General features: G+C 73.0%; 21 protein-coding genes and 1 pseudogene. 13 read left to right on the top strand and 9 right to left on the bottom strand.

All coding sequences use genetic code 11. The annotated features are described in order from the left end of the window. Nucleotides 1–21 precede the first annotated feature (21 nt). The 3 genes from ftsY (at nucleotide 22) to MF672_RS02625 (ending at nucleotide 4383) form a co-directional block, all read left to right on the top strand. The gene (gene ftsY, locus MF672_RS02635; protein WP_242379715.1) at nucleotides 22–1197 is read left to right on the top strand and encodes a signal recognition particle-docking protein FtsY; all 1176 of its coding nucleotides are present in this window, start codon (nucleotides 22–24) and stop codon (nucleotides 1195–1197) included. Nucleotides 1198–1448: 251 nt separating this feature from the next. Beyond that, on the top strand, nucleotides 1449–3125 hold the full coding sequence (locus tag MF672_RS02630; RefSeq protein WP_242379713.1) for a tetratricopeptide repeat protein: 1677 nt from the start codon (nucleotides 1449–1451) through the stop codon (nucleotides 3123–3125). Between the two features lie 4 nt (nucleotides 3126–3129). After that, nucleotides 3130–4383: an MFS transporter gene (locus tag MF672_RS02625; RefSeq protein ID WP_242379711.1), complete on the top strand. Its 1254-nt coding sequence runs from the start codon at nucleotides 3130–3132 to the stop codon at nucleotides 4381–4383. Here MF672_RS02625 and MF672_RS02620 read toward each other — a convergent pair. Genes MF672_RS02620 through MF672_RS02610 form a run of 3 tightly spaced genes read right to left on the bottom strand, consistent with a single transcriptional unit; the run spans nucleotide 4304 to nucleotide 7198 of the window. Next, the gene (locus tag MF672_RS02620; protein ID WP_242379708.1) at nucleotides 4304–5107 is read right to left on the bottom strand and encodes an ABC transporter ATP-binding protein; all 804 of its coding nucleotides are present in this window, start codon (nucleotides 5105–5107) and stop codon (nucleotides 4304–4306) included. The two genes, MF672_RS02625 and MF672_RS02620, sit on opposite strands and share 80 nt — an antisense overlap. 10 nt (nucleotides 5108–5117) lie before the next feature. Further along, nucleotides 5118–6167 carry a FecCD family ABC transporter permease gene (locus MF672_RS02615; protein WP_242379706.1) on the bottom strand — a complete coding sequence of 350 codons (1050 nt, stop codon included), beginning with the start codon at nucleotides 6165–6167 and terminating at the stop codon, nucleotides 5118–5120. Beyond that, nucleotides 6164–7198 (bottom strand): FecCD family ABC transporter permease, encoded by a 1035-nt coding sequence (locus tag MF672_RS02610; protein ID WP_242379703.1) that lies wholly within the window; start codon nucleotides 7196–7198, stop codon nucleotides 6164–6166. Before MF672_RS02610 ends, MF672_RS02615 begins: the two co-directional genes overlap by 4 nt. A gap of 113 nt (nucleotides 7199–7311) precedes the next feature. On the opposite strand from MF672_RS02610, the gene MF672_RS02605 reads away from it, so the two are divergent. Further along, nucleotides 7312–8241, top strand: a complete 930-nt coding sequence (locus MF672_RS02605; protein WP_242379701.1) for a DUF72 domain-containing protein — start codon at nucleotides 7312–7314, stop codon at nucleotides 8239–8241. Here the strand turns inward: MF672_RS02605 and MF672_RS02600 are convergent. Next, nucleotides 8176–9249: a PLP-dependent cysteine synthase family protein gene (locus MF672_RS02600; RefSeq protein WP_242379699.1), complete on the bottom strand. Its 1074-nt coding sequence runs from the start codon at nucleotides 9247–9249 to the stop codon at nucleotides 8176–8178. The two genes, MF672_RS02605 and MF672_RS02600, sit on opposite strands and share 66 nt — an antisense overlap. A gap of 250 nt (nucleotides 9250–9499) precedes the next feature. On the opposite strand from MF672_RS02600, the gene MF672_RS02595 reads away from it, so the two are divergent. Beyond that, nucleotides 9500–10084, top strand: a complete 585-nt coding sequence (locus MF672_RS02595) for a sigma-70 family RNA polymerase sigma factor (protein WP_242379697.1) — start codon at nucleotides 9500–9502, stop codon at nucleotides 10082–10084. Here MF672_RS02595 and MF672_RS02590 read toward each other — a convergent pair. Further along, nucleotides 10081–10977, bottom strand: a complete 897-nt coding sequence (locus MF672_RS02590) for an anti-sigma factor RsbA family regulatory protein (RefSeq protein WP_242379695.1) — start codon at nucleotides 10975–10977, stop codon at nucleotides 10081–10083. The genes MF672_RS02595 and MF672_RS02590 overlap by 4 nt on opposite strands. Nucleotides 10978–11056: 79 nt before the next feature. Further along, the gene (locus MF672_RS02585; RefSeq protein WP_242379692.1) at nucleotides 11057–11890 is read right to left on the bottom strand and encodes an EamA family transporter; all 834 of its coding nucleotides are present in this window, start codon (nucleotides 11888–11890) and stop codon (nucleotides 11057–11059) included. Nucleotides 11891–11980: 90 nt separating this feature from the next. Here MF672_RS02585 and MF672_RS02580 point away from each other — a divergent pair, with 90 nt between their 5' ends. From MF672_RS02580 to MF672_RS02565, 4 genes are all read left to right on the top strand, one after another. Next, complete coding sequence (locus tag MF672_RS02580; RefSeq protein ID WP_242379690.1) at nucleotides 11981–12556, top strand: helix-turn-helix domain-containing protein; 576 nt, start codon at nucleotides 11981–11983, stop codon at nucleotides 12554–12556. Nucleotides 12557–12676: 120 nt separating this feature from the next. Next, entirely contained in the window at nucleotides 12677–12982 is a 306-nt protein-coding gene (locus MF672_RS02575; protein WP_242379687.1) for a hypothetical protein, read from the top strand. A 36-nt stretch (nucleotides 12983–13018) separates the two neighbouring features. Then, complete coding sequence (locus MF672_RS02570) at nucleotides 13019–13813, top strand: polysaccharide deacetylase family protein (protein ID WP_242379685.1); 795 nt, start codon at nucleotides 13019–13021, stop codon at nucleotides 13811–13813. A 42-nt stretch (nucleotides 13814–13855) separates the two neighbouring features. Then, nucleotides 13856–14506 carry a DUF2461 domain-containing protein gene (locus MF672_RS02565; protein WP_242379682.1) on the top strand — a complete coding sequence of 217 codons (651 nt, stop codon included), beginning with the start codon at nucleotides 13856–13858 and terminating at the stop codon, nucleotides 14504–14506. A gap of 18 nt (nucleotides 14507–14524) precedes the next feature. Here MF672_RS02565 and MF672_RS02560 read toward each other — a convergent pair whose 3' ends face one another. From MF672_RS02560 to MF672_RS02550, 3 genes are all read right to left on the bottom strand, one after another. Next, on the bottom strand, nucleotides 14525–17038 hold the full coding sequence (locus MF672_RS02560) for a hypothetical protein (protein WP_242379680.1): 2514 nt from the start codon (nucleotides 17036–17038) through the stop codon (nucleotides 14525–14527). 198 nt (nucleotides 17039–17236) lie between these two features. Continuing rightward, entirely contained in the window at nucleotides 17237–19087 is a 1851-nt protein-coding gene (gene typA, locus MF672_RS02555) for a translational GTPase TypA (protein ID WP_242379678.1), read from the bottom strand. 49 nt (nucleotides 19088–19136) lie between these two features. Then, entirely contained in the window at nucleotides 19137–19811 is a 675-nt protein-coding gene (locus MF672_RS02550) for a TetR/AcrR family transcriptional regulator (RefSeq protein ID WP_242379676.1), read from the bottom strand. A 109-nt stretch (nucleotides 19812–19920) separates the two neighbouring features. On the opposite strand from MF672_RS02550, the gene MF672_RS02545 reads away from it, so the two are divergent. The 4 genes and pseudogenes from MF672_RS02545 (at nucleotide 19921) to MF672_RS02530 (ending at nucleotide 25460) form a co-directional block, all read left to right on the top strand. Beyond that, nucleotides 19921–20664, top strand: coding sequence for an AMP-binding protein (locus tag MF672_RS02545; protein ID WP_242379674.1), 744 nt, complete (start codon nucleotides 19921–19923; stop codon nucleotides 20662–20664). Between the two features lie 51 nt (nucleotides 20665–20715). Beyond that, nucleotides 20716–21087, top strand: a pseudogene (locus MF672_RS52005) (nSTAND1 domain-containing NTPase); the annotation flags it as partial. 1956 nt (nucleotides 21088–23043) lie between these two features. Continuing rightward, complete coding sequence (locus tag MF672_RS02535; RefSeq protein ID WP_247815149.1) at nucleotides 23044–24975, top strand: LuxR C-terminal-related transcriptional regulator; 1932 nt, start codon at nucleotides 23044–23046, stop codon at nucleotides 24973–24975. Nucleotides 24976–25031: 56 nt separating this feature from the next. Continuing rightward, on the top strand, nucleotides 25032–25460 hold the full coding sequence (locus tag MF672_RS02530; RefSeq protein ID WP_242379658.1) for an AMP-binding protein: 429 nt from the start codon (nucleotides 25032–25034) through the stop codon (nucleotides 25458–25460). Nucleotides 25461–25469 lie beyond the last annotated feature (9 nt).

The raw sequence follows: 25469 nt of genomic DNA, 5'->3' as shown, positions 1-25469 counted from the left end.
GATCTGGAAAACTGACATCTTGTGGAGAGTTACCTCGGCGTCATCGTGATCGTGGCCGTCGTCGCCCTGCTGGCGGCCGGCGGTCTCTTCCTGCTGTTCAGGCCGGGCCGCAAGGCGCCGCCGGTCAAGCCGCCCGAGACCCTCCCGATTCCGGAGGAGACGGAGAAGCCGCCCGCCGCCGCGGGCGAGGAGCGGGAGGGCGCGACCACCACGCTGCCGCCGCCCGCCCCGCCGGCGGAGCCGATGGTCGTCGCGCCCGAGGTCGAGGTGCCGCCGCCGTCCGCGGGCCGGATGGTGCGGCTGCGCTCGCGGCTGGCCCGCTCGCAGAGCGCGCTCGGGCGCGGCCTGCTGGAGCTGCTGTCCCGCGACCGGCTCGACGACGAGGTGTGGGACGAGATCGAGGAGAGCCTCATCACCGCCGACGTCGGCGTCGCGCCGACCCAGGTGATGGTGGAGGAGCTGCGCACCCGGGTGAAGGTGCTGGGCAGCCGCACGCCGGAGGAGGTGCGGGCGCTGCTGCGCGAGCAGCTGCTCATCCAGGTCAACCCCGACCTCGACCGCACCCTGCACGTGCAGAAGCACGGCGAGCGGCCCGCGGTGGTGCTGGTCGTCGGCGTCAACGGCACCGGCAAGACCACCACCACCGGCAAGCTGGCCCGCTCGCTCGTCGGCGACGGCAAGAAGGTCGTGCTCGGCGCGGCCGACACCTTCCGGGCCGCCGCGGCCGACCAGCTCCAGACGTGGGGCGAGCGCGTGGGGGCCGACACCGTGCGCGGCCCCGAGGGCGCCGACCCGGCGTCGGTGGCCTTCGACGCCGTGACCAAGGGCATGGAGGAGAAGGCCGACACGGTCATCGTCGACACCGCCGGCCGGCTGCACACCAAGACCGGCCTGATGGACGAGCTGGGCAAGGTCAAGCGGGTCATCGAGAAGAAGGCCACGGTGGACGAGGTGCTGCTCGTCCTCGACGCCACCACGGGCCAGAACGGCATGCGCCAGGCCCAGGTGTTCGCCGAGGTCGTCAACATCACCGGCATCGCGCTGACCAAGCTCGACGGCACCGCCAAGGGCGGCATCGTGATCTCCGTGCAGCGGGAGCTGGGCGTGCCGGTCAAGCTGGTGGGGCTCGGTGAGGGGCCCGACGATCTGGCGCCGTTCGACCCCGAGGTGTTCGTGGACGCGATCCTCGGCGACTAATTCCGGACATACCGTATTAGAGGGTGTAAGAGCCCTTACCAGAAGATCCCTTGTTGGGTGACTTTTCCCTGTGCTGACATGTACCGGTCATCAATGATCGTCAGTGCTGAAAGGTCGCCCTCATGAAGAAGATCGTCGTTCACCGGCCAGGCACCATGAAGGTCACCGCCGCGGCCGCGCCGAGGCACAACGGCTGAGTCCGACCGCGCCGGCGCCTCCTCACACAGGGGCGCCGGCCGCACGGAGGTCACGTGAACCCGATCGTCATCGACGCGGACCGCCGGCTCGGCGGGCCGTACACGTTCGCCGCCGCGCTGCTCGGCCACCTCGTCCCGCGGGCGCTGGAGAGCCGGCCCGGCCTGGTGGCCGCGCACGACATCGAGATCAGGGCCGCGGCGCCCGCCCTGCGGCCGCTCGTGCCGGCCCGCAGGCGCTCCCTGGCCGACGACCTGCCGCGGGCCCAGCGCGTGCTGGTGCCGGGCGCGCGGCGCACGCTGAGGCTGGCCAACGGGCTGGCGGAGTTCGTCCGCGACCTGCTGGAGGGCACGTCCGGGCTCGCGGTCACCGTGACGAACCTGGGCGAGGCCGACCCCACCGACGCCGAGCTGGTCGCCGTGCTGCGCCGCCGGCTCGACCCCGGCCTGCTGCGCCTGGACGAGGGCCCGTCCGCCCCTTCCGCCGGGCCCCTGCCGGACGACTTCGACCGCTACCGCGACGAGGGCTTCCACCACGCCATGGCCGAGTCGGGGCTGGCCCGGCTGCGCGCCATGGCCTACGACGACGACCCGGGGGCCTGGGAGCGGCTGCTGCAGCGGGTCGCCAACGCGCTGGAGGCCGTCGAGCGCGAGGACGAGGCCCGCGCCCTGTACGACGAGGCCCGCCGCCGCGTCACCGACCCCAGGCACCGCGCCACGATGGCCTACGCCACCGCCATGATCCTGGTCCGCCACCACGACCCGGCCCGGCGCGACCCGGAGGAGGCCCTGGCCTGGGTCAACGAGGCCATCACGATCACCTCCCTGCTGCCCGACCCCCGCGAGCGCGCCTTCCACCTGGGCTTCGACCTCAACGGCAAGGCGCTCGTCGAGGTCCGCAGGGGCCGCCACGCGGCCGCCATGGAGCTGGTGGGACGCGCCCTCGACCTGGCCGGGACCGGCCTCGCGGGCGAGCATCCGATCCACCGTCTGGTCCTGTACGCCAACCGCGCCCAGCTCCTCGCCCTGGCCGGCCGCGGCGAGGAGGCGCTGGCCGACTACGGGCGCGCCATCGCCGCCGACCCCGGCTACCCCGACTACTACCTGGACCGGGGCAACCTGCTGCACAAGCTCGGCCGGCCGGAGCAGGCGCTCGCCGACTACGAGGCCGTCATGCGGCTGAGCCCGCCCTTCCCCGAGGCGTACTACAACCGCGCCGAGCTGCGCTACGCCGCCGGCGACCTGGCCGGCGCCCGCGCCGACCTGGACCACACGCTGGAGCTGGACCCGGACTTCGCCCCCGCCTACGTCAACCGGGCCGGCATCCACGCGGCCACCGGCGCGTACGTCCTGGCCAGGAAGGACGTGGAGGCCGGGCTGGCGGCGGCGCCGCGCGACCCGCACCTGCTGTGCGTGCTCGGCCAGGTCGAGCAGGCGGAGGGCCGCCCGGGGGAGGCGCGCGCCGCCTACGACCTGGCTCTGGAGGCCGACCCCGGTCTGGTGGCGGCGTGGGCCGGCCGGGCCGAGCTGGCCCACGCGCACGGCGACCACGACGCCGCCCTGGCCGACCTCGGCCGCGCGCTCGCCCTGGAGGAGAGCGCGGAGCTGCTGTTCAACCGGTCGGTGGTGTACCGGGCGGCCGGCCTGCCCGAGCGGGCCAGGCGGGACCTGCTGCGCGCCGCGGACCTGGCCCCGGACGATCCGGACGTCGGGCGGGCGCTGGCCGAGGTGTGAGCGGGTGGGCCGCCGGTACTGGCTCCTGCTGACCGCCTTCCTCGCCTCCTCCTTCGGCACCTGGATCTACCGGCTGGCCCTGCCGCTGCTGGTGTACGACCTGACCGGCTCCGCGCTCGGCACCGGCCTGGTCTACGTCATGGAGTACCTGCCGTACCTGGCGCTCGGCATGGTCGGGGGCGTGCTCGCCGACCGGCTGGACCGGCGGCGGCTGCTGGTGGCGGGCGACCTGCTCTCCGGGGCGATCACCGTGCTGCTGGCCGGGCTCGTGGCGGCCGGGGTGACGACGACGTGGCCGCTCTACGCGGTGGCGTTCCTGCTGGCCTGCGTCGACCCGCTCTACCAGCCCGCGTTCCGGTCGATCGTGCCCGCGCTGGTGCCGGTGGAGCGGCTGCCGCAGGCCAACGCCCGGCTGCACGTGGGCGAGCACGCGGTCAACATGATCGGCCCGGTGGCGGGCGGGGCGATCGTGGTCGGGCTCGGCTACCAGGCGGCGGTCTACGTGGACGCCGCGACGTTCCTGGTGTCGGCGCTGCTGATCTGGTTCGTCAGGACCGCGCCGCAGCCGGCCGGCGCGCGCGGGCGTCTGGTGGCGGACGTGCGCGAGGGCCTGCGGTTCCTGCTGCGCGGCGACCGGGTGGTGCTCACCACCGCCCTGTACGCGCTGGCCTGCAACTTCGGCGTGTGGCTGCTGCTGGCCGGGCTGGTGTACTACCTGAGCTCCTACCACGGGTTCACGCCGGGCCAGATCGGCGTCGTCTACGCCTTCCAGGGCGCGGGGGCGGTGCTCGGGGCGTGGCTGGGCAGCCGGCTGATCCGCCGGGTCGCGCCGGTCCGGGTGGTCTGCTGGGCGATCGCGGCGGGCGGGCTGTCGATGCTGGCGCTGGTGGTGGCGCGCGGGCCGGTGGCGATCGGGCTGGCCTGGATGGGGCAGTTCGCGGCGGCCGGGACGTCCATCGTGGCGACGGTGACCGTCCGGCAGCTCCTCGTCCCCGACCACCTGCTCGGCCGGGTGATCGGGACGGCCAGGACGATCGCGTTCCTGTCGATCCCGCTGGCCTCGGTGGCGACGGGGGTGTTCGAGTCGCGGTCGCGCGACGCGTACGCGCTGATGGCGGTGGCCGGGGTGAGCTGGCTGGTCATCGCGGCGGCGGTGGCCCGCTCGCCGCTGCGCCGGGTCAGGCTGGCGGAGCTGCGGCCTGAGCGCGCGGCCGGATCGGGACGACCAGCGGCGTCCCCGCCACCGGATCCGGGATGACCTTGGCCTCCAGCTCGAACACCGTGGCCAGCAGCTCCTCGGTGAGCACCTCGTGCGGCGGACCGGCCGCGACGACCTTCCCGGCCCGCATGGCGACCAGCCGGTCGGCGTAGCGGGCGGCCAGGTTGAGGTCGTGCAGCACCATGACGACCGTGCGGCCCGCCTCCTGGTGCAGGTGGCGCACCAGCTCCAGCACCTCCACCTGGTGCGCCAGGTCCAGGAACGTGGTCGGCTCGTCGAGCAGCAGCAGGTCCGTGCCCTGGGCGAGGGCCATGGAGATCCAGGCCCGCTGCCGCTGCCCGCCCGACAGCTCCTCCAGCGGCCGCTCGGCCAGGTCCGCGAGGCCGGTCAGGTCGAGCGCGGCGGCGACGGCCGCCTCGTCGTCGGAGGACCACTGCCGGTACCACGTCTGGTGCGGGTGCCGGCCGCGCGCGACCAGGTCGGCCACGGTCAGCCCCTCGGGGGCGGCCGGCGCCTGCGGGAGCACGCCGAGGACCTTGGCGACCTCGCGGGTGGGGACGCGGTCGATGCGCTTGCCGTCCAGCAGCACCTCTCCGCCCCGCGGCCGCAGCAGCCGGCCGAGGGCGCGCAGCAGCGTGGACTTGCCGCAGCCGTTCGGGCCGATGATCGTGGTCACGGTGCCCGGCTCGACGCCGAGGTCGAGCCCGTCCACCACGATCCGCTCGCCGTAGCCCAGCGTGACGCCCCTGGCCTCCAGCCTCATTGACGCAGCCTCATTTACGGGCCCTCCAGATCAGGTGGATCAGGTACGGCGCCCCCAGCACGGCCGTGACGATGCCGACGGGCAGCTCGACGGGGGAGAACGCGGTCCGCGCGATCAGGTCGGCGCCGGTGGTGAGCACGCCTCCGACGACCGCCGAGCTGAGCAGCGGCGGCCGGCCGGAGCGGACCAGGCGCAGCGCGATCTGCGGCGCGGCCAGCGCGACGAACGCGATCGGCCCCGCCGCGGCCGTCGCCACGGCGGCCAGCAGCACGGCGGCCAGGATCAGCAGGGCGCGGGCCGCGCCGGTGCGCACGCCGAGCGCCGTCACGGTGTCGTCGCCGAAGCGCAGCGCGTCGAGGGAGCGGGCGCCGAGCAGCGTCGCCGGCACCAGCGCGGCCAGGGCGAGCGCGGCCGGGACGACGTGCTCCCAGCCGCGGCCGTTCAGCGAGCCGCTGATCCACACCATGGCGCGGGCGGTGTCGTTGACGTCGCCGACGGTCAGCAGCCAGAACTTGACGTTGGTGAGGACGGCGGCCACGCCGATGCCGACCAGGACCAGGCGGTAGCCGTCCAGGCCGCGCCGCCAGGCCAGGGCGTACACGACGGCCGCGCCGGCGAGCCCGCCGAGCAGCGCGAGGAGAGGGACGCCGAGGGTGGCGAGCAGGCCGGTCGCGCCGCCGACCACGCTGCCGGTCGCGACCACGCCCGCCACGACCGCGACGGAGGCGCCCGTGGTGACGCCCAGGATCTCGGGGCTGGCCAGCGGGTTGCGCGCGATGGACTGGATGATCGCGCCGGACAGCGCGAGCGCGGCCCCGACCAGGGCTCCGGTCAGCGCGCGCGGCAGGCGCAGCTCCATGACGACGAAGTGGCCGGCGCTGCCCGCGTCGAAGGCGCCGGAGACCACCTCGGCGAGCGACATGGGAAGCTCGCCGAGCCGCATGCCGAGGGCCATGAGGAGGCCGAGCAGGACGAGCCCGCCGAGCACGACGGCGACGGCCCGCGGGCGCACCCGCCAGGACAGCCCGCCGGCGCGCAGGGACGGCGCGGTCGTGCTCACAGGCGCACCGGCTTCCCGCGGCGCACCATGACCACGAAGAACGGCGCGCCGAGCAGCGCCAGCACCACGCCCACCTCCAGCTCGCCGGGCGGCGCGACGACGCGGCCCACCACGTCGGCGAGCAGCAGCAGCGCCACGCCGATCAGCCCGGAGTACGGCAGCAGCCACCGGTGGTCGGTGCCCGACAGCGGCCGGGCCAGGTGGGGCACGATGAGCCCGACGAAGGCCAGCGAGCCGCAGGCGGCCACCGCCGCGCCCGACAGCAGGGTGACGGCGGCGACGCCGACCGCGCGGGTCAGGGCGAGGTTCTGGCCGAGGCCGCGGGCGACGTCCTCGCCGAGGGAGAGCGCGTTCAGCCCCGGGGCGTTGACCATCGCCAGCACCAGGCCGGCCGCGACGAACGGCAGCACCTGCCAGACGACGTCCGCGCCGCGGCCGGAGACGGAGCCGGCCTGCCAGAAGCGGAAGACGTCCATGGCCTGCTCGTCGAGCAGCACGAGGGTGGAGGTGAGCGCGTACAGGAAGGCGCTGACCGCGGTACCGGCCAGCGCCAGCGTGACCGGCGTCGGCCCGCCCCGGCCGCCCGCCATGCCGAGCGCGAACACCGCCACGCTGGCCAGCAGCGCGCCCGCCAGGCCGAACCAGATGTAGCCGGGCAGCGTGGAGACGCCGAGCACGAGGATGGAGGCGACCATCGCGAACGCGGCCCCCTGGGTGACGCCGAGCAGCCCCGGGTCGGCCAGCGGGTTGCGGGTGTGGCCCTGCATGAGCGCGCCCGCCACGCCGAGCGCGAGGCCCGCGAGCACGCCGAGGGCGGTCCTCGGCAGGCGCAGGGAGCGGATGACGACGTCGTTCTCGGCGCCGGTGGGCGCGGTGAGCGCGTGCCAGGCGTCGGCGAGCGGCACGGGCTTGGAGCCGACGGTGACGCTCAGCACGAGCGCGACGGCGACGGCGGCGAGCAACGCGGCCAGGACGCCGAGCCGGCGGCGCCGGGCGGCGAGGAGGCGCGGCGCGGCGGCGGTAGCGCTCACCCGGCTCCTCCTCGGCGTTTCGTCCTGATCCTGGTGGAGTATGCCAGGTTAGGCAGGGCTAACCTAATCGAGGTGCCCGGTGAGAACGCGGCCCGCCGGGGTAGCGGGCGCGGATGAGCAAGATCCTCGTCGGAACCGCGTCATGGACGGACAAGTCCTTACTCGCCTCCGGCTGGTACCCGCCGGACGCCCGCACCCCTGAGGCCAGGCTGGCCTACTACGCGAGCCGTTTCCCGCTGGTCGAGGTGGACGCCACGTACTACCACCCGCCCGCCCGGCGCACCGCCGAGCTGTGGCGCGACCGCACGCCCGACGGCTTCACCTTCAACGTCAAGGCGTTCTCCCTGCTCACCCAGCACCCGACCCGGCCGTCCGCGCTGCACAAGGACCTGCGCGAGGCGCTCGGCGGCGACCCGGGGCGCGCGCTCTACCCGCGCGACCTGCCGCCGGAGCTGGTCGAGGAGGTGTGGGACCGGTTCCTCGGCGCGCTCGCGCCGCTGCACGAGGCGGGCCGGTTGGGCGCGCTGCTGTTCCAGTTCCCGCCCTGGTTCCCGCCTGGGGAGAGCAACCGGCGCTACCTGCTGCGCTGCCGCGACCGGTGCCGGCCGATGCGGATCTGCGTCGAGTTCCGCAACGCCGCCTGGATGGACGACGACCACCGCGACGACACGCTCGCCTTCCTGGCCGCGCACGACCTGCCGTACGTGTGCGTGGACATGCCGCAGGGGCACCCGTCCTCGATCCCGCCCGTGCTCGCCGCCACCTCGGACCTCGCCGTGGTGCGCCTGCACGGCCACTCGCGGAAGTGGACCAGCCGGGTGATCGAGGAGAAGTTCGGCTACCTGTACGGCGAGGAGGAGCTGCGGGAGTGGGCGGCGCGCATCGCCGGCCTGGCGGAGCGGGCGGCGACCACGCACGTGCTCACCAACAACTGCTGCGCCGACAACTCCCAGCGCAACGCCGCCCGCCTGCGGGAGTTACTGGGCCAGCCAGGCGCGCAGCTCGGCCAGATGCGGCTCGATGTCGAGGGACTGCGCCGCTAGCCAGGCCGGGTCGCCGTAGGTGCCCTTGTAGCGGTCGCCGCTGTCGCAGACCAGCGTGACCACGCTGCCGCGCTCGCCCGCGCGGCGCATCTCGTCCACCAGCCGGACGCAGGCGGCCATGTTGGTGCCGGTGGAGCCGCCGACGTCCAGGCCGGTGACCTCGCGGGTCCAGTGCATGGCGGCGATCGAGCGGGCGTCCGGCACCGCGATCATGCGGTCGATGACGGACGGCTGGAACGACGGCTCCACGCGCGGCCGGCCGATGCCCTCGATGCGCGAGCCCGGCGCGGTGACGGCGGCGTCGCCGGTGGTCCAGCTCGGGTAGAAGGCCGAGCCCTCGGGGTCGACGACGGCGAGGCGGGTGGCGTGGCGGCGGTAGCGGATGTAGCGGCCGATGGTCGAGGAGGTGCCGCCGGTGCCCGCCCCGACGACGATCCAGGAGGGCTCGGGGTGGGGCTCCATCGCCATCTGGTGGAAGATCGACTCGGCGATGTTGTTGTTGCCCCGCCAGTCGGTGGCGCGCTCGGCGTAGGTGAACTGGTCCATGAAATGGCCGCCGGTCTCGGTGGCCAGCCGGTGAGATTCCTCATAAATGGTCGCCGGATCGGCAACCAGATGACACTTCCCGCCGTAGAACTCAATGAGATGAATCTTCTCGGGAGAGGTGGAGGCGGGCATGACCGCGATGAAGGGCAGGCCGAGCAGCCTGGCGAAGTACGCCTCGCTCACCGCCGTGGAGCCGCTGGAGGCCTCGACGATCGTGGTGGCGGGGCCGATCCAGCCGTTGGCCAGGCCGTACAGGAACAAGGAGCGGGCGAGCCGGTGTTTCAGTGAACCGGTCGGGTGCACCGACTCGTCTTTCAAGTAGAGGTTTACTCCCCAGTGCGGGGGCAGCGGAAAGACGTGCAGGTGTGTATCGCAACTCCGGTTGGCGTCGGCCTCCACCTTGAGTATGGCCTCCGCCACCCAGCGGCGCGTCCCCGAGTCGTGACGGTCTTCGACAATCATGTGCCTACGCTATCCCCTGTGATGTCGGCCACTATTACTACCAAATCGGGTGGGTAGTGTTATGATAATGAGACTTGTCCGGCCGTGGACGTGATCACGCACGCCACGAGCAGATGGACGGAAACCCCTTCTGACCTAGGCGGATCCTCGCTAACGCGTCCCTTAACCGGGACTTGCCATGATGAGACCGTCGGCAGACGGCCTTTGCCGAGACGGGGGACAGCGCAAGGGGGAATGAATTTTGATCACCATGACCGATGAGCAGCGCCAGGACTGGTTCGAGCGCGATGTCGTGCCCGTGACGTCGCAGCTCTTCGCTTCCGCCATGCGCCTGACCCGCAACGCCGCCGACGCCGAGGACCTCGTCCAGGAGACGGTGGCCAAGGCCTACACGTCCTACCACCAGTTCCGCGAGGGCACCAACCTCAAGGCGTGGCTCCACCGTATCCTCACCAACAACTTCATCAACGACTACCGCAAGAAGCAGCGCTCGCCCAAGCTCTCCGCCGCCGAGGAGATCGAGGACTGGCAGCTGCACGCCGCGGAGTCGCACAGCTCCACGGGCCTCCGCTCGGCCGAGACCGAGGCGCTCGACCGGCTGCCCGACAGCGTCGTGATGAACGCCCTGCGCTCCCTCCCCGAGGACTTCCGCGTGGCCGTCTACCTGGCCGACGTGGAGGGGTTCGCCTACAAGGAGATCGCCGAGCGCATGGGCACGCCCATCGGCACCGTGATGTCCCGGCTGCACCGGGGCCGCCGCCAGCTCCGCGGCATGCTGGAGGAGTACGCCCGCGAGGAGGGCGCGCTCCGCGTCCCCAGCCAGCGGGCCGCCTAGACCCGCCCCAGAGACAGATGAAGGCGGACGCGCAGCACGCCGCCTTCCGCGCGCAGCTCCACCAGGTCGCAGAGCTGCCTGCTGATCCAGAGCCCGTAACCCCTCGGGGACTCGGGCTCGGGTGGTATGTAGCCGGGTAAGGGGTCCTCCAGGGCGCCGCCGGGGTCGGCGATCTCGCAGATCAGCTCGCCGTCGGCGTTCCACATGGTGATGGTGCCGTGCCCGGCGCCGTGCTCGACGCTGTTCGCGGCGATCTCCGAGACGCTGATGACCAGCGACGTCACCAGGTCGGCGGCCAGGCCGGCGGTGCGCGCCCACTCGCCCACGCCGTGCCGCAGCCGTTTCAGCTCGCGGCCGGTGAAGCGGAGGGTCACCGCCCCCGGCCCCGGCTCGGGCAGCGGCGCGAGGTCGCCGCTCAGCACCAGCTCCTGCGGCGGCACGAACCGGGTGCTCGGCGTCTCGCCGTCCCCGCCGAGCAGCAGCGGGTGGTTGACCTCGTGGTACTCCAGCGCGGCGGGCGGGACGGTGCGGAGGTCGTAGAGGCACAGCAGGACCGCCGAGGCGTTCACCAGCGCCGCGTTGACCATCGACTCGTAGCGGATCAGCTCCCTGGTCTCGCGCTCGCTCCTGCCCGCCCACACGGGCTCGCCGATGACGAGCGTGCGCCGGCCCCTGGTGTATTCGTGGGAGGCGGCCAGCGTCCGGTACGGGTGGCCGTACCAGGAGTCCGCGGCCCGGCCGTCGATGTGCCCGGCGTCGCGGCCGAGCGCGTCGGCGAGCAGGCCCAGCCGCTCCTTGCGGGTGATGACCAGCACCCGGCGGCCCTCGGTGAGCGCCGCCCGCACGCGCGGCACGGTGAGGCGGAGGAAGGCGTCATCAGAGTCGTACGGCACGCCGACGTGCCTCAGACCCTCGCCATCGATCCGTGCCCGGTCGGGCCGCACGGGCGAAACGTAACAAGCCTCGCGGGCACTACGCAACGGCTATCAGCGCGACCGCGCCGAGCGCGCATGCCACGCCGGTCACCTGGATCGCGTTCAGCCGCTCGCCGAGCACCTGCCTCGCCAGCAGCAGCGTGCTGGCCGGGTAGAGCGAGACGAGCACCGCGACGAGGCTGAGCAGCCCCTCCCGCTGCGCCAGCAGATAGAGGACGTTGGCCGCCATGTCGAGCACGCCCGCCGCGAGGATCACCCGCAGCGCGCCCGCCTGTGGCCGCAGCGCCCGCCGGGTGGCCAGCGCCACCGCCGCGACCACGGTCACCGACGACAGGCGGGCCCCCACCAGCGGCCACAGCCCGGCCTCGGCCGGGGCCATGGCGAGCAGGATGAAGAAGCCGCCGAACCCGGCCCCGGCGAGCAGCGCGGTCGCGAGGCCGCCGGAGGCGCCGCGCGCGGCGGGCGAGCGGTCCTGGCTGACCAGCAGCACCGACCCCAGCGCCAGCGCCACGCCCACGAGCGCCCAGAACTGCGGCCGCTCGCCGGTCGCGAGGCCGAACAGCACCGGCAGCGCGGCCGAGGTCACCGCCGTGGTGGGCGCGACCACCGACATGACGCCGGTGGCGAGCGCCCGGTAGAACAGCGCCAGCCCGGCCGCGCCGGACAGCCCGGCGGCCAGGCCCCACAGCAGCGCCGGGGCGCTCGCCGCGCCCGGCAGCAGGGGCAGCAGGGCGAGGATCAGCGCCAGCCCGGCGAGCTGGGACAGCACGACGACCGCGAGCACCTGGGTGCGTCGGGTGGCCAGCCCGCCGAAGAAGTCGGCCGTTCCGTACACCACCGCGCAGGCGGTCGCCAGGATCACCGCGGTCATCCGTCGCTCCCTTCGGTCCACTGCATTGCACTCTTAGTACAACATAATGGGTGCAATGGAGTGCAACCGTAATTCACTACACTGCACCGCATGGAGGACCCCGAGCTGATCACCCAGGCCATCGCGAACAACGTCCGCTACCAGCGCTCCTACCGGGGGCTGACGCTGGACCAGCTCGCCGCCAGGTCGGGAGTGAGCCGGGGCATGCTCGTCCAGGTCGAGCAGGGCCGCACGAACCCGAGCGTGTCCACCCTCACCCGCATCGCCTCCGCCCTCGGCGTCACCGTGGCCCGGCTGGTCGAGGTCGGCGACGTGCCCATGGTGCGCATCGTCGACAAGGCGGACGTCGTCACCTTCACCCAGGGCGACGTGCGCGCCCGGCTGCTGGTCGGCGCCGACTCGCCGATGATCCTGGAGCTGTGGGACTGGCGCATCGGCCCGGGCGAGCACCACGACGGCGACGCCCACCCGCCGGGCACCCGCGAGATGGTCACCGTCCTGGAGGGCGAGCTGACCCTCACCGTGTACGGCAAGAGCCACGTGATCGGCAAGGACGACGCCGTCCTGTTCACCGCCGACCGTCCCCACCGCTACGCCAACCGCGGCTCCGGGGAGCTGCGCATCGTCATGGTCGTCGCCGAGCCGCGCGAGCCGCACGACCAATAACGTCGAATGACCTCCGGATCACCCGGAGGAGTTTCATGATTACTCCATGCTTTGGACGGCGGTTGCCTGTTGCTGGGTACATCCCTGGGTGTACGGCGAGACGTCCGCAGGGGGTGGCGTGTGACTGAGGCCCGAGCGGCGACGGAGAAGCTGCACACGGAGCTTCATGGCCTGGGCGTCACCAGCGCGTACGAACTGGGCGACGAGGAGACCATCTCCGTGTGGATCGGCCTGGTCGTTCGCTATAGGGACGGTTTTTACCGATGGCAGGAAGGACCGGTGAAACGTCGGCATCTGGGTACGGATCCGGTCGGATGTGCCATACGCGTGGCGCGCCGCTTCCAGGAACTGCAGGCCGATATCCCACTCTGGTGGGACGACCTGGCCAGGGAACTGCGGGGGACGCCGGCCCGGGACTATCCATGATCTGAGCCCCCCGCCTGCGGCGTCTCGGGGGGAAACATGCGCGTCTGGGCCTTGCCGCTGGCCCTGCTCGCCCTGGTGGCCTGCGTCACCCAGTCGGTGGCGCACCGGCACGCCGCCACGGCGCCGCCGACCGTGCCGATGCGGGCGGCCGCCGTCGATCCCGCCCAGCTCGCCAGGCGCCTGGCGGCCATCCAGCCCGGCTGGCCGCGCAGCCGCAGGTTCGACTGCGGCCGCGTCAAGTGCGTCGCGCTGACCTTCGACGACGGCCCGGGCGAGCACACCGGCCGGCTGCTCGACCTGCTGAAGCAGCGCGACGTGCGGGCCACGTTCTTCGTCATCGGCCAGATGGTGGCCGCCGACAAGGGCGGGCACACCGTCCGCCGCATCGTGCAGGAGGGCCACGAGATCGGCAACCACTCCTGGAGCCATCCGGCCCTCGCCGGGCTGTCCGACGAGGGGGTGCACCGCGAGCTGCAGCACACCCAGGACATCGTGCGGCGGCTCACCGGGGTGCGCATGCGGGTCATGCGGCCGCCGTACGGGTCCACCGACGCGCACGTGGCCAGGGAGACCCGCCGCGAGGGGCTGGCGCAGATCCTGTGGAACGTGGACACCCTGGACTGGCGCGACCGCGTCCCCGCCAAGGTGATCCGGCGGGCGGCGACCGCCACGCCCGGCTCGATCGTCCTCATGCACGACATCCACCCCACCACCGTGCAGGCCGTGCCCCGGGTGCTCGACGCGCTCGGCGGCAAGGGCTTCACCTTCGTCACGATCTCCGAGCTGTACGGCCGCCCGCCCGTGCCGGGCAGGATGTACACCGAGCGCTGATCGGATTGCCGTTTCGTCGGTGCGGCGTGGCACTCTTACCGCATGGGTTTCACCGGCTTCCCCGACGAGGCGTTCCTGTTCTACGAGGGCCTGGAGGCCGACAACTCCAAGTCCTGGTTCGCCCAGCACAAAGGGCTCTACGAGGAGGCCGTGCGGGCGCCCATGCTGGCCCTCGCCGGCGAGCTGGCCCCCGAGTTCGGGCCGGCCCACCTCTTCCGGCCGCACCGCGACGTGCGCTTCGCCAAGGACAAGTCGCCGTACAAGACGCATCAGGGCGCCTTCGTCGAGCGGCAGCCCGGCATCGGGCTCTACGTCGAGATCAGCGCCCAGGGCCTGTTCGTCGCGGGCGGCTGCTACACGCAGGCGTCCGACCAGGTCGCCCGCTACCGCGCGGCCGTCGACGAGGACCTGTCGGGCAAGCCGCTCACCGCCGTCACCGAGGCGCTGACGGCGGCCGGCCACACGCTGGGGGGCGAGCGGCTGAAGACCCGGCCGCGCGGCTTCGGCGACGACCACCCCCGCATCGAGCTGCTGCGCCACAAGTCGCTGTACGCGGGCAGGCGCTTCGATCCCGAGCCCTGGGTGTCCACGCCCGAGGCCCGCGTCCGGGTGGCCGAGACCTGGCGCGACTTCGCGCCGCTGCTCGACTGGCTCTGCACGCACGTGCGGGGCAGCGAGCTGCCGCGCCGCTGAGGCGGCGCCGCTGAACGTTCAGGGCCCGCCGCCGCTCGACACCTGGTCGCCCTTCAGGATGTGGTCCACCGTGGTGCCGGCCGCCGACGTCGCCGCCGTCGTGCCGATCGCCAGCGCCAGCGCCAGCGTCGGGGCCGCCAGGCTGCGCATGCTCCGCAGGTTGCGCACCCGGGCCCACGGCTCGTCCGCCAGGTGCATGATCCGCCACTCCCAGAACAACCCGAGACCGACGCACACCAGCGTCACCTGGCCCACCACGATCCCCGCCACCTGCGCCTTGTCGAAGGCGCCGATGTCGGGCTCGGCGAGCGTCGACAGGTAGCCGGACAGCTCGGTGAGCAGGGCGGCGGCCGTCAGGTGCAGGGCCTTGGTCATCGGCTGGGTGCCGCGCACGCGCGGGTAGAAGTAGCCGTACAGGAAGCCGAAGGCGGGCAGGGTGAGCAGGTAGCGGGCGTCGAAGAGCCAGGTGGTCAGGTCCACGCCCTGCGGCAGGCCGTACACGATGGTGAAGGGCAGGCTCAGCAGCAGGCCGATGGTGAAGGCGTGCACGCCGTTCAGCCAGGGCGTGCAGGCGGCGGCGGTGGCGAAGGCCGTCTCCGGGTGGCGGCCGTGCTTGGCGAGCGCCGCCTCCAGCGCGTGCCGCCGCTGGTCGAAGTCCGCCATCGACATCTCGCCCGAGCCGAGCCGGCCACGCCCGACCCGGTACAGCTCCTGCTCGGCGACCAGCAGCAGCCGCTTGTGGATGGCGGCCCGGACGAGCTGGCGGTGCTGCTCCTGCGTCGTCGGCTCGACGACCGCCACGTGCGGGCCGCTGAGCAGCCAGCGGGCGGTGGCCCAGGCCACGACGGAGGTGATCGCCAGCAGGGGCAGCGGCACGTTGATGTCGGCCAGCGTCGTGATGCCGCTCGGCGTGATGTAGAGCACCATCAGCACCGCGATCATGGTGGACTCGGCGACCTGGCTGTCCACCGCCGCCAGCTCCCCGCCGAGCCGCCGCAGCCGCAGCACCAGCATCACGAACCCGAGCAGCAGCAGCCCCAGCACCCCCCGCACGATCGGGTCCAGCCGCAGCACCCCGACGGAGGGCACCGCCTGCGGCACGGCGAGGCTCCACGACCCGGTGTCCAGCCACTCGGTCGGCCACCCCTGCACCAGCAGGCTGACCGCCACCGCGCCCACGACCGCGCCCCGGCTCCACTGCTTGGTCGCCACCGCGACGGCCGCGACCGGGATCATCGCCCAGCTCAGGGCCAGCACGAGCCGGGTGCTGTCCGGCGGGTACACCCCCGACAGCAGCGCCCGCAGCCACAGCGCCAGCGCGAGCAGCCCGATCGCGGCCTCCGCCGACAACACCGCCAGCCGCACGACCACCGGCCGCACCCCGAGGTCCACGCTGAACCCCACCGCCGCCCCCGCCGCCGCGAGCGCCGCCACCGCGCCGCCGGTCAGCAGCGCCTGCCCGCCGAGCTGGCCGTGCAGCCACGACCAGATGAGCATGCCGAGCCCGACCACCACGCCGAGCCCCGTCACCACCAGCAGGTCGCGGGTGTTCCAGGGCGGGCTGGTGGGCAGCATCCGCCCGGCGTGACGCAGCGCGAGCGCGGGCACGGCGACGAAGAGCACCACGTACGCGACCGCCGACCAGTCCCTCGCCACCAGCGGAATCACCAGCGTCGGCGCGGCCAGCGCCAGCCCGATCACCAGCTCCCTGTTCGGCAGCCGCTGCCACCAGCCGCGGCCGAGCGAGCGCAGCAGGAAGACCAGCAGCACGACCGCGGTGAGCACGCCGAGCGCGGTGGCCCAGGAGAAGTCCTGCTCCTCCGCCACGTCGGGGAAGCCGGCGGAGTCCGGCGCCAGCGTCATGACCACCGGCGTGGCGCCGATGGCGAACTCCAGCCACTCCGCCTGCTCCCGCATCGGCGTGATGCCGTCCTGGCGCAGCACGGTCCACGCGCCGGGCAGCACGCTGATCGTGCGCCGCTGGACGATCAGCGGGAAGGCGTTCGGGGCCGCGAAGTCCAGTGTGAGCAGCGCGTCCTTGCCGACCTGCCGCAGGAGCGTGACGGTGAAGACGGCCAGCGTGCCGGAGGCGTCGGTGTTGAGCACCGGCGCGTCGCGCGTGGTGGGGGCCAGGCCGGGCCCGTCCACCTTCACCGCGCCGAAGACCGCGTCGGTGACCTGCTGGAGCGTGCCGGGGAAGCCGCCGCCCTGGCGCAGCGCCCCCAGCAGCGGATCCTGGGCGGCCATCCGCAGCGTGTGGACGACGGTCACCTTGATCTGGCGCTGCCGGGGGTCGATCCGCCCCGCGGGCACCGGCGTGAGGTCCTGGTCGGCGGCCAGGGAGAGCAGCACCTCGGTGCTCGCCCGGCGGGCCGAGCCCGTGGCCGCGTCGGCCTTCGAGGCGGCCAGCACCCAAGGGTTGGGGGCCGCCGCGTTCCTCGGCGCCGCGGGCGCCGCCACCGGCCTGGCGGTCAAGGTGCACCACAAGATCGCCCCGAACGACACCAGCGCCAGCCCGGATGCGATTACCATCCGGAGCTTTCCCACAATTCGGATAATTCTCCGATGGGAATATCTATTACACAGCGAATAGCGTCACGGTGTGATTACGGCTATTCCCATGACAATCATTCTTTACGGTACGACACAGCAGAGCCCACGCATCGCACATGCCGATACGCGGGCTCTTACAGGCGGGGCTTACCCCGGATAACGCTACGGAATGGCCGCTCAGGCGCGCTTGGCACGAGCCGCGGCGCGGCCCCGCGCGGCGGCGTCGAGCACGACCTTGCGGATGCGCACGGCGTCCGGGGTGATCTCCACGCACTCGTCCTCGCGGATGAACTCCAGGGCCTGCTCCAGCGACATCACGCGCGGCGGGATCACCTTCTCCGTCTCCTCGGAGGTCGAGGAGCGCATGTTGGTGAGCTTCTTCTCCTTGGTGATGTTGACGTCCATGTCGTCGGAGCGGGAGTTCTCGCCGACGATCATGCCCTCGTAGACCTCGGTGCCCGGGTGGACGAACAGCGCGCCGCGCTCCTGCAGGTTGAGCATGGCGAACGCGGTGACCGGGCCCGAGCGGTCGGCCACCAGCGAGCCGCTGGCGCGGGTGCGCAGCTCGCCGAACCACGGCTCGTAGGAGTCGAACACGTGGTGCACCAGGCCGGTGCCGCGCGTCTCGGTCAGGAACTCGGTGCGGAAGCCGATCAGGCCGCGGGCCGGCACCACGAACTCCATCCGGATCCAGCCGGTGCCGTGGTTGGTCATGTGCTCCATGCGGCCCTTGCGCACCGCGAGGAGCTGCGTGACCGCGCCGAGGTACTCCTCCGGGCAGTCGACCGTCAGCCGCTCGACCGGCTCGTGCACCTTGCCGTCGATCTCCTTGGTGACCACCTGCGGCTTGCCGACGGTCAGCTCGTAGCCCTCACGCCGCATCTGCTCCACCAGGATGGCCAGCGCCAGCTCGCCGCGGCCCTGCACCTCCCAGGCGTCGGGCCGGTCGGTCGGCAGCACGCGCAGCGACACGTTGCCGACCAGCTCCTTCTCCAGGCGGTCCTTCACCATGCGGGCGGTGACCTTCGCGCCCTTGACCTTGCCGACCAGGGGCGAGGTGTTGGTGCCGATGGTCATCGAGATGGCCGGCTCGTCCACCGTGATCAGCGGCAGCGGGCGCGGGTCGTCGGGGTCGGCCAGCGTCTCGCCGATCATGATGTCGGGGATGCCGGCGATCGCGATGATGTCGCCGGGGCCCGCCTCCTCGGCCGGCTTGCGCTCCAGCGCCTCCGTCATCAGCAGCTCGGTGATCTTGACGCGCTGGATCGAGCCGTCGGTGCGGCACCAGGCCACCTGCTGGCCCTTGCGGATGCGGCCCTGGTGGATGCGGCACAGCGCGATGCGGCCGAGGTAGGAGGAGGCGTCGAGGTTGGTGACGTGCGCCTGCAGCGGGGCGCTCGGGTCGTACGTGGGGGCCGGGATCGTCGACTTGATGATGTCGAACAGCGGCTCCAGGTCCTCGGAGTCGGGCATGCCGCCGTCGTCCGGGCGGTTCATCGAGGCCCGGCCGGCCTTCGCCGAGGCGTAGACGATCGGGAAGTCGATCTGCTCCTCGGTCGCGTCGAGGTCCATGAAAAGCTCGTAGACCTCGTCCACGACCTCCCTGATGCGGGCGTCGGGACGGTCGACCTTGTTGATGCAGAGGATCACCGGCATCTTCGCGGCCAGCGCCTTGCGCAGCACGAAGCGGGTCTGCGGCAGCGGCCCCTCCGAGGCGTCGACCAGCAGCACCACGCCGTCGACCATCGACAGGCCGCGCTCGACCTCGCCGCCGAAGTCGGCGTGGCCCGGGGTGTCGATGATGTTGATGGTCATGCCGCCGTGCTGGACCGCGGTGTTCTTCGCGAGGATGGTGATGCCCTTCTCGCGCTCCAGATCGTTGGAGTCCATGACGCGGTCGTCGACGTCCTGGTTGGCGCGGAAGGCCCCGGACTGCCAGAGCATGGCATCGACCAGCGTGGTCTTGCCATGGTCGACGTGCGCGATGATCGCGATGTTCCGCAGGTCGTCGCGGCTGTTCAAAGGCATGATGACGTCTCGCTCTGTGTCGTGGGGGCGGCCGCGCGAAGTCGCGGCCTCATAAGTCTAGTTGATCCCCCTCGGTGGGCAGGCGCGGTGGCGGGCACGCGAGCCCGTTCCGCGGCAGAAGGGGCACCAGGTGACGGCGGGCGTAGGCGCGGGCGTCCGCGTCGTCGCGCAGCGGGATCGCGCTGTCGGGGATCAGCACGAACGACAGCGCGACCCGCACGTACGTCTCCGCCACCGCCTCCGCGGCCTCCATAGCCTCCGCAGCCTCCTCAGCCTCCTCAGCCTCCTCAGCCTCCTCAGCCTCCTGAGCCTCCGCGCGGGGCGCCGCGAGCCGCCCGGCCAGGTACTCCCTCGCCACCGCCAGGTACGGCCCCGCCTCCACCGTGAGCTGCGGCAGGATCGTCTCCGGCTCGGTGGCCAGCAGCCGGGTCAGCAGCGGATGCGCCCGCACCAGCCGCAACGTGACCGCGAACCCCTCCACCACCCGGTCCGCCGTCGCCGGCAGCGGCGCCAGCTCCTGCTCGAACGCCCGCAGGAACCGCCGCAGCTCCCGCTGCAGCACCGCCCCGATCAGGTCGCCCTTCCCCGCGAAGCGCCGGTAGAGCGTCACCCTGGACAGCCCCGCCCGCCGGGCCACGTCATCCATGGTCAGCCGGCGCAGGCCCTGCTCCAGCATCCCCGCGTAGGCGGCGTCGAGGATGCGCCCCAAGGAGTCGTCCGGCATGGATCAAGCCTAGGACGGCGCATCATGTACGCACGGCACCGCCGACCTACATACCCGGTTGCACATTTGTGCGCATGGCAAGCGCGGGCCCGCTGCCTAGATTGACGGCATGACGTGGACAGAGCTGGTGACGGCATCGGCGCCGACCAAGGGCGACGAACCGGCCGTGAGCGACGTCAGGACCGGCGAGGTGCTGACGTACGCCGCGTTCGTGCGGCGGGTGACGCGCGCCGCGGCCGGGCTGCGCCGCCACGGCCTGGAGCAGGGCGACCACGTGCTCATCGACGTGCCGCTCGGCGCGTCGCTGCCGGTCGCCGTGCACGCCGTGGCCTGGGCGGGCGGCGTAGCCGTGCTCGGCAACACCGGCAAGGCGCGCATGCTGATCACCCAGCGCCACCACGACCCGGCCGCCGCCGACGTCGAACAGGTCTTCTCCTTCCAGCCCGCGCCCGGCGCCCGGCCCTTCGGCGAGCTGCTGACCGCCGGGGTCGTGGAGCTCGGGCCGGTGGCCGGGCCGGCCGTCACGCTCGACGGAGTGCGCATGTTCGACCACATCGAGCTGGCCGGCGACCTGCGGCGGCTCGCCGCCCGGCTCGTCGTCGGCAAGGACGACATCGTCATCAGCGCCGTCAGCGAGCCCTTCCGCGGCCTGCGGGTCATCGATTTAGCCATGATGACCGGCGCCCACGTGGTGGTCGCCCACGAGCCGAGCGTCATCGGCTGCCGCGTCCTGGCCCAGGAGCGGCGCGCCACGATCGTGGTGGCGCCGTACGACCTGGCCCGGCGGCTCCTCGGCGACCCGATCCTGCGAGTCGTGGACGAGAGAGCCGTCGTCAGCTCGCTCGGCCTCTAAAAGTGCGACACTGTGGGAGAGTGTGATCCTTCCGCGACGCAGGGTGACCACATGCCAGAGCCCCCCAGGCACAACCTTCCAGCAGAGCCCAACCGGTTCGTCGGCCGTGAGCGCGACCTCGACGACCTGCGCAGGCTGTTCGGCCGTACGCGGGTCGTGACGCTGTGCGGGGTCGGCGGCATCGGCAAGACCCGCCTGGCCCTGCGGGTCGCCGCCGGGCTGCTGCCCGCCTACGCCGACGGCGTCTGGCTGGTCGAGCTGGCCCGGCTCAGCCGGGGCGAGCTGGTCGTCCCGGAGATCGCCCGCGTCCTGCGGGTGCGCGAGGAGGCCAACCGGCCGCTGCTCGACACCGTGACCGCGCGGCTGCGCGACCTCCGCTGCCTGCTGCTGCTCGACAACTGCGAGCACCTCGTGGACGCCTGCGCCGAGACCGCGGCCGCGCTGGTGGCCGCCTGCCCCCGGCTGAGCGTCCTGGCGACCAGCCGGGAGCCGTTGCGGATCGCCAGCGAGCTGATCTGGCGCGTCCCCCCGCTCGACCTCCCCGACCCCACCCCCTTGCCACCCCCACCCGCCCCCCTCCCCCCGGATCCCGCCGCCCAGCTCCTCCCCGCTCAGGGTGCCGAGGAGACGGCAGCTCCCGTCCTCGCCTCCCAGCTCCTCCCTGCTCAGAGTGTCGAGGAGACGGCAGCTCCCGTCCTCACCTCCGGAGGCGTGTGCCCCTCGGAGCCCGCTGCTCAGCTCCTCTCTGGTCAGGGTGTCGAGGAGGTGGCGGCTCCCGCCCTTGCTTCCGGCGGCTTGGGGCTCCCGGAGCCCGCCGCTCAGTTCCTCCCTGGTCGGGGTGTCGAGGAGACGGAAGCTCCCGCCCTCGCTGCTGGTCCTCATGCCTGGGAAGGTCGAGTGAGGGGCGAGGCGGGCGAGGTCGCCGCCCCTGACGGCGCCACGCCGCCGGCCACCGCACCCCACCACGGCGCCCCGCGTCCCGATGAGCTGCTGAGCGCGGCGCCGCCCGCCGCCGCGCGACACCCCGCCACCCCGGCCTTCGCCGTTGAGGCCGTCGTCGCTCCGGTCGCTGCCGCTCCTGATGCTGCCGCCCCGGTCGCTCTCGCCCCGGCCGCCGCCGCCACCGCCGCCTTGGCCTCGGCTGTGCTGCGCCCTGCTGCGCCTCAAGCCGTCGCCTCCCGCACGGCCGCACCGCACGCGGCCGCATCGCTTCCTGCGACGCAGCAGGCAGACGCGCCGCCTAGTGGGACGCCGCATGTCGATGGGCCGCTCAATGGGACGTCGCGCGCTGACGTGCCGCCCATCACCACGCCCGCTGGCGGGGCGCGGGGCGGGGCGACGGGCAGTGAAGCGCCACGCACGAGTGGGCCGCAGGGCGGGTCGGCGCAGGGTGCGATGCCGACGGAGGGCACACCGCCGTTCGGGACGCCTCAGGGTGAGGGGTTGCCGGCGGCAGTGCTGCCCAGCGGAGCGCCGCATGGGGGAGGGCTGCTCAGCGAGGCCCAGCTCAGCCGATTGCCCGGCAACGGCCCTTCCCGGGGCCGGTCGCCGGAGGGCCGGCCGCCGGGGGGTGGAGCGCCGCCGGAGGGCCGGCCATCGGGGGGTGGAGCGCCGCCGGAGGGCAGGCCGTCGGGGGGTAGAGCGCTGCAGGGTGGAGCGCTGCAGGGTGGAGCGCCGCCCGACGGGTCGCTGTCTGACGGGTCGCTGTCTGACGGGGTGCTGTCTGGCGGGGTGCTGTCCGGTGAGGCCATGTCTGGTGAAGTGGTGTCTAGTGGGGTGGTGTCTGAGGGGGCGCGGCGCGGGGGAGTGCTGCGGGTGGAATCGGTGCTCAGCGAGCCGCAGGCCCAGGGAGCGCCACGCCGAGGAGCGCCAGCCCCGCCTTCCTCGCCTCAGATCGGCTTGTCCCAGGTCGCGCTGCCCCAGGTCGCGCTGCCCCAGGTCGCGCTGCCCCAGGTCGCGCTGCCCCAGGTCGCGCTGCCCCAGGTTGCCCTGCCCCAGGTCGCGTCCTCCGGGTCGGCCGCACCTGACGTGCGGGTGCGGGACGCAGGAGCGGGCGGTGTCCTCCCGCCTGAGGTGTCGCGGGAAGCCTGGCCCGGTGAAGTGTCACGTGGTGAATTGTCGGGTTTGCCTGCCCCGCCCGATGTTCTCCGGGAGGCAGCCCCCGCGTCCGGCGAGGTGCGGCGCCGCGGAGGGGTGCATCCGGACGGGCCGCCCTTGGACGAGCCGCACTCCGATCAGTCGTTCCGCGAAGGGCCGTCCTACGAGAAACCCCACCTTCATGGCCCGTCGTCTGAAGGCCCGCCGTCCTCGGAGGGGGACGGAGAGGCGGGTGGGGTTGGAGCGTTCCCGGAGGTCGAGGCGTTCGGGGGGGAGGTGGGGATGAGGGGTGGGGCGGCTGAGGTGGAGTCGGTGCAGTTGTTCCTGGATCGGGCCGCCGCCGCCGGCACCAAGCTGGGGCCGGACAGCCTGCCCGACGTGGTCCGCCTGTGCCGGGCGCTCGACGGCCTGCCGCTGGCCCTGGAGCTGGCCGCGGCCCGGACGAGCCTGCTCAGCCCCGGCCAGATCGCCGACCGCATCGACGACCGTTTCTCGCTCCTGACCACGGGCGGCCGCACCGCGCCCGCCCGGCAGCGCACGCTGCTGGCGGCCGTCGAGTGGAGCTACGACCTGCTCTCGCCCAAGGAGCAGGTGTTGTTGCGCCGGCTGTCGGTCTTCGCCGGCGCGTTCGACCTCGACCTGGCCGAGCAGGTGTGCGCCGAGCGGCCCATCGCCGAGGCCGAGATCGTCGACCTGCTCGGCGGCCTGGTCGACAAGTCCCTCGTGCTGTGCGACGAGCGCCGCACCCGCTACTGGCTGCTGCAGACCATCCGCCGCTACGCGCAGGAGCGGCTGCAGGAGGCCGGTGAGCGGGAGCTGCTGCGCGAGCGGCACCTCAAGGTCATGTGCGAGCTGCAGGAACGCCACTTCACCACGGAGATGGTCGCCCCGGGCGTGCCGTGGCCGGAGCGGCTGCGGGCGCTGAGCGCGAGCAAGACGCTGCTGGACGACCAGCGGGTGGCGCTCGACTGGGCGGTCGAGTCCGGCAACGTCCCGCTGGGGCTGCGGCTGTGCACCATCAGTACGGCGCTGCTGCCGCTCGGCGGCAACCTCACGGAGATCGTCGGCTGGATCGAGCGGCTGCTGTCGCTGGCCGGGCCGGGGGTGCCGGCGCGGCAGATCGCGCACGCGAAGGCGTACCTGGCCTATGGGCTGGAGGCGCGCGACGAGCTGAGCCGGTCGCTGGAGGCGGCCCGGCAGAGCCTGGCCGGTCTCGCGCCCGACCACGTGTTCACGCGCTGCGTCATGCACAGCCTCATCGTCGTGGTGCTGCTGCGCATGGGCCGCGCCGACGAGGCGCTGCACCACGCCGAGGAGGGCCTGGCCGTCGCGACGGGCTCGGGCGACGCCTGGAACCAGGCGGCGGGCCTCGCGGGCCTGTCGGCGGTGGCCCTGACGCGCGGCCGGCTGCGGGAGGCGCAGCGGCACGGCGAGGAGGCCCTGCTGCGCGCCCGTGAGCACGGCCACCGCTGGATCATGGCCCGCACCGCGGCCCAGCTCGGCGCGGTCGCCGAGGCCCGCGGCGACCTGGTGACGGCCAAGGCCCAGTACGAGATGGCCGTCCCCTGGCTGCGTGAGCTGGGCAGCGACGCCGACCTCGCCCGCTGCCTGGCCAGGATCGGCCGGGTGGCGGCGATGTTGCGGGACTTCCTGGCCGCGCGCGAGCGCCTGGCCGCGAGCCTCGCGCTGAGCAGGGAGACCGGTCAGCGCCAGGGCGTGGCCCGCTGCCTGGTGGGGCTGTCGGTGCTGGCCGAGCACGAGGGCGACCTGGAGGGCGCGGTGCTGGCCGCCGCCGCGGCGGCGGCGCTGCGCGAGTCGATCGGGCAGCACCACGCGACGATCCGCATCGAGGAGCTGCTCGGCCGGGCCCGTCACAAGCTCGGCGACGGACGCACCGCGTCGTTGTGGTCGCGCGGCCGGGCCATGAGCGCCGACGACGCGGCCCGGCACGTCCTGCAGGGGGAGCGGCAGGTACGCCAGGCGCAGCCGGTCCCGGCCGAGCCGGTGCGGCGCTCGCTGCTGACCGCCCGCGAGCGGGAGATCGCCGGCCTGCTCACCCGGGGCCTGTCCAACCGGGCCATCGCCGAGGAGCTGGTGATCAGCCCGGCGACGGTGGCCCGGCACATCGCCAACATCATGGAGAAGCTCGGCTACACCTCGCGGGCGCAGATCGCGGTGTGGGCCGCTGAACAGGCGTCGAACGGTTCTGCATAGGGATCTGCATATTCCGCCCCATGTACGCACGAGACCCCCTCCATACCGTGGTCAGCATGGATGAGCGCTACGTGATCGTGGACTCCGACACCGGCATGAAGCTCACCGAGGAGCAGCTCGACGAGAGGTCGGCCGTCGCGATCGTGCAGCTCCGGCGCCGCGGCGTGCGGGTGGGCGACACCGTGCTCATCTGCCTGCCGGTCGGCCCCGACCTGCTGGTGGCCACCGACGCGGTCATCGCGGCCGGCGGCGTGGCCTGGCCGGTGCCGGCCGACCTCGGGGCCGACGCGCTCCGGCAGCGCATCCAGGCCAGCCGCGCCCGCGTGATGATCTCCGATTTACCGCGCGCGCTGGAGGCGGCCGAGGAGTCGCGGGTGCGCATCGTGATGAGCGCGGCAGACCTGAGGGCCCTACATACGTATCCGCCCAGTCGCGAAGTCTCGACGGAAAGTGATCGCGCCGCATCCGCGAACGATGGAGGATAGGCGGGAATG

Source organism: Actinomadura luzonensis (genome assembly GCF_022664455.2).
Taxonomy (GTDB): Bacteria; Actinomycetota; Actinomycetes; order Streptosporangiales; family Streptosporangiaceae; genus Nonomuraea; species Nonomuraea luzonensis.
This window is presented reverse-complemented; position numbering and strand designations above follow the sequence as displayed.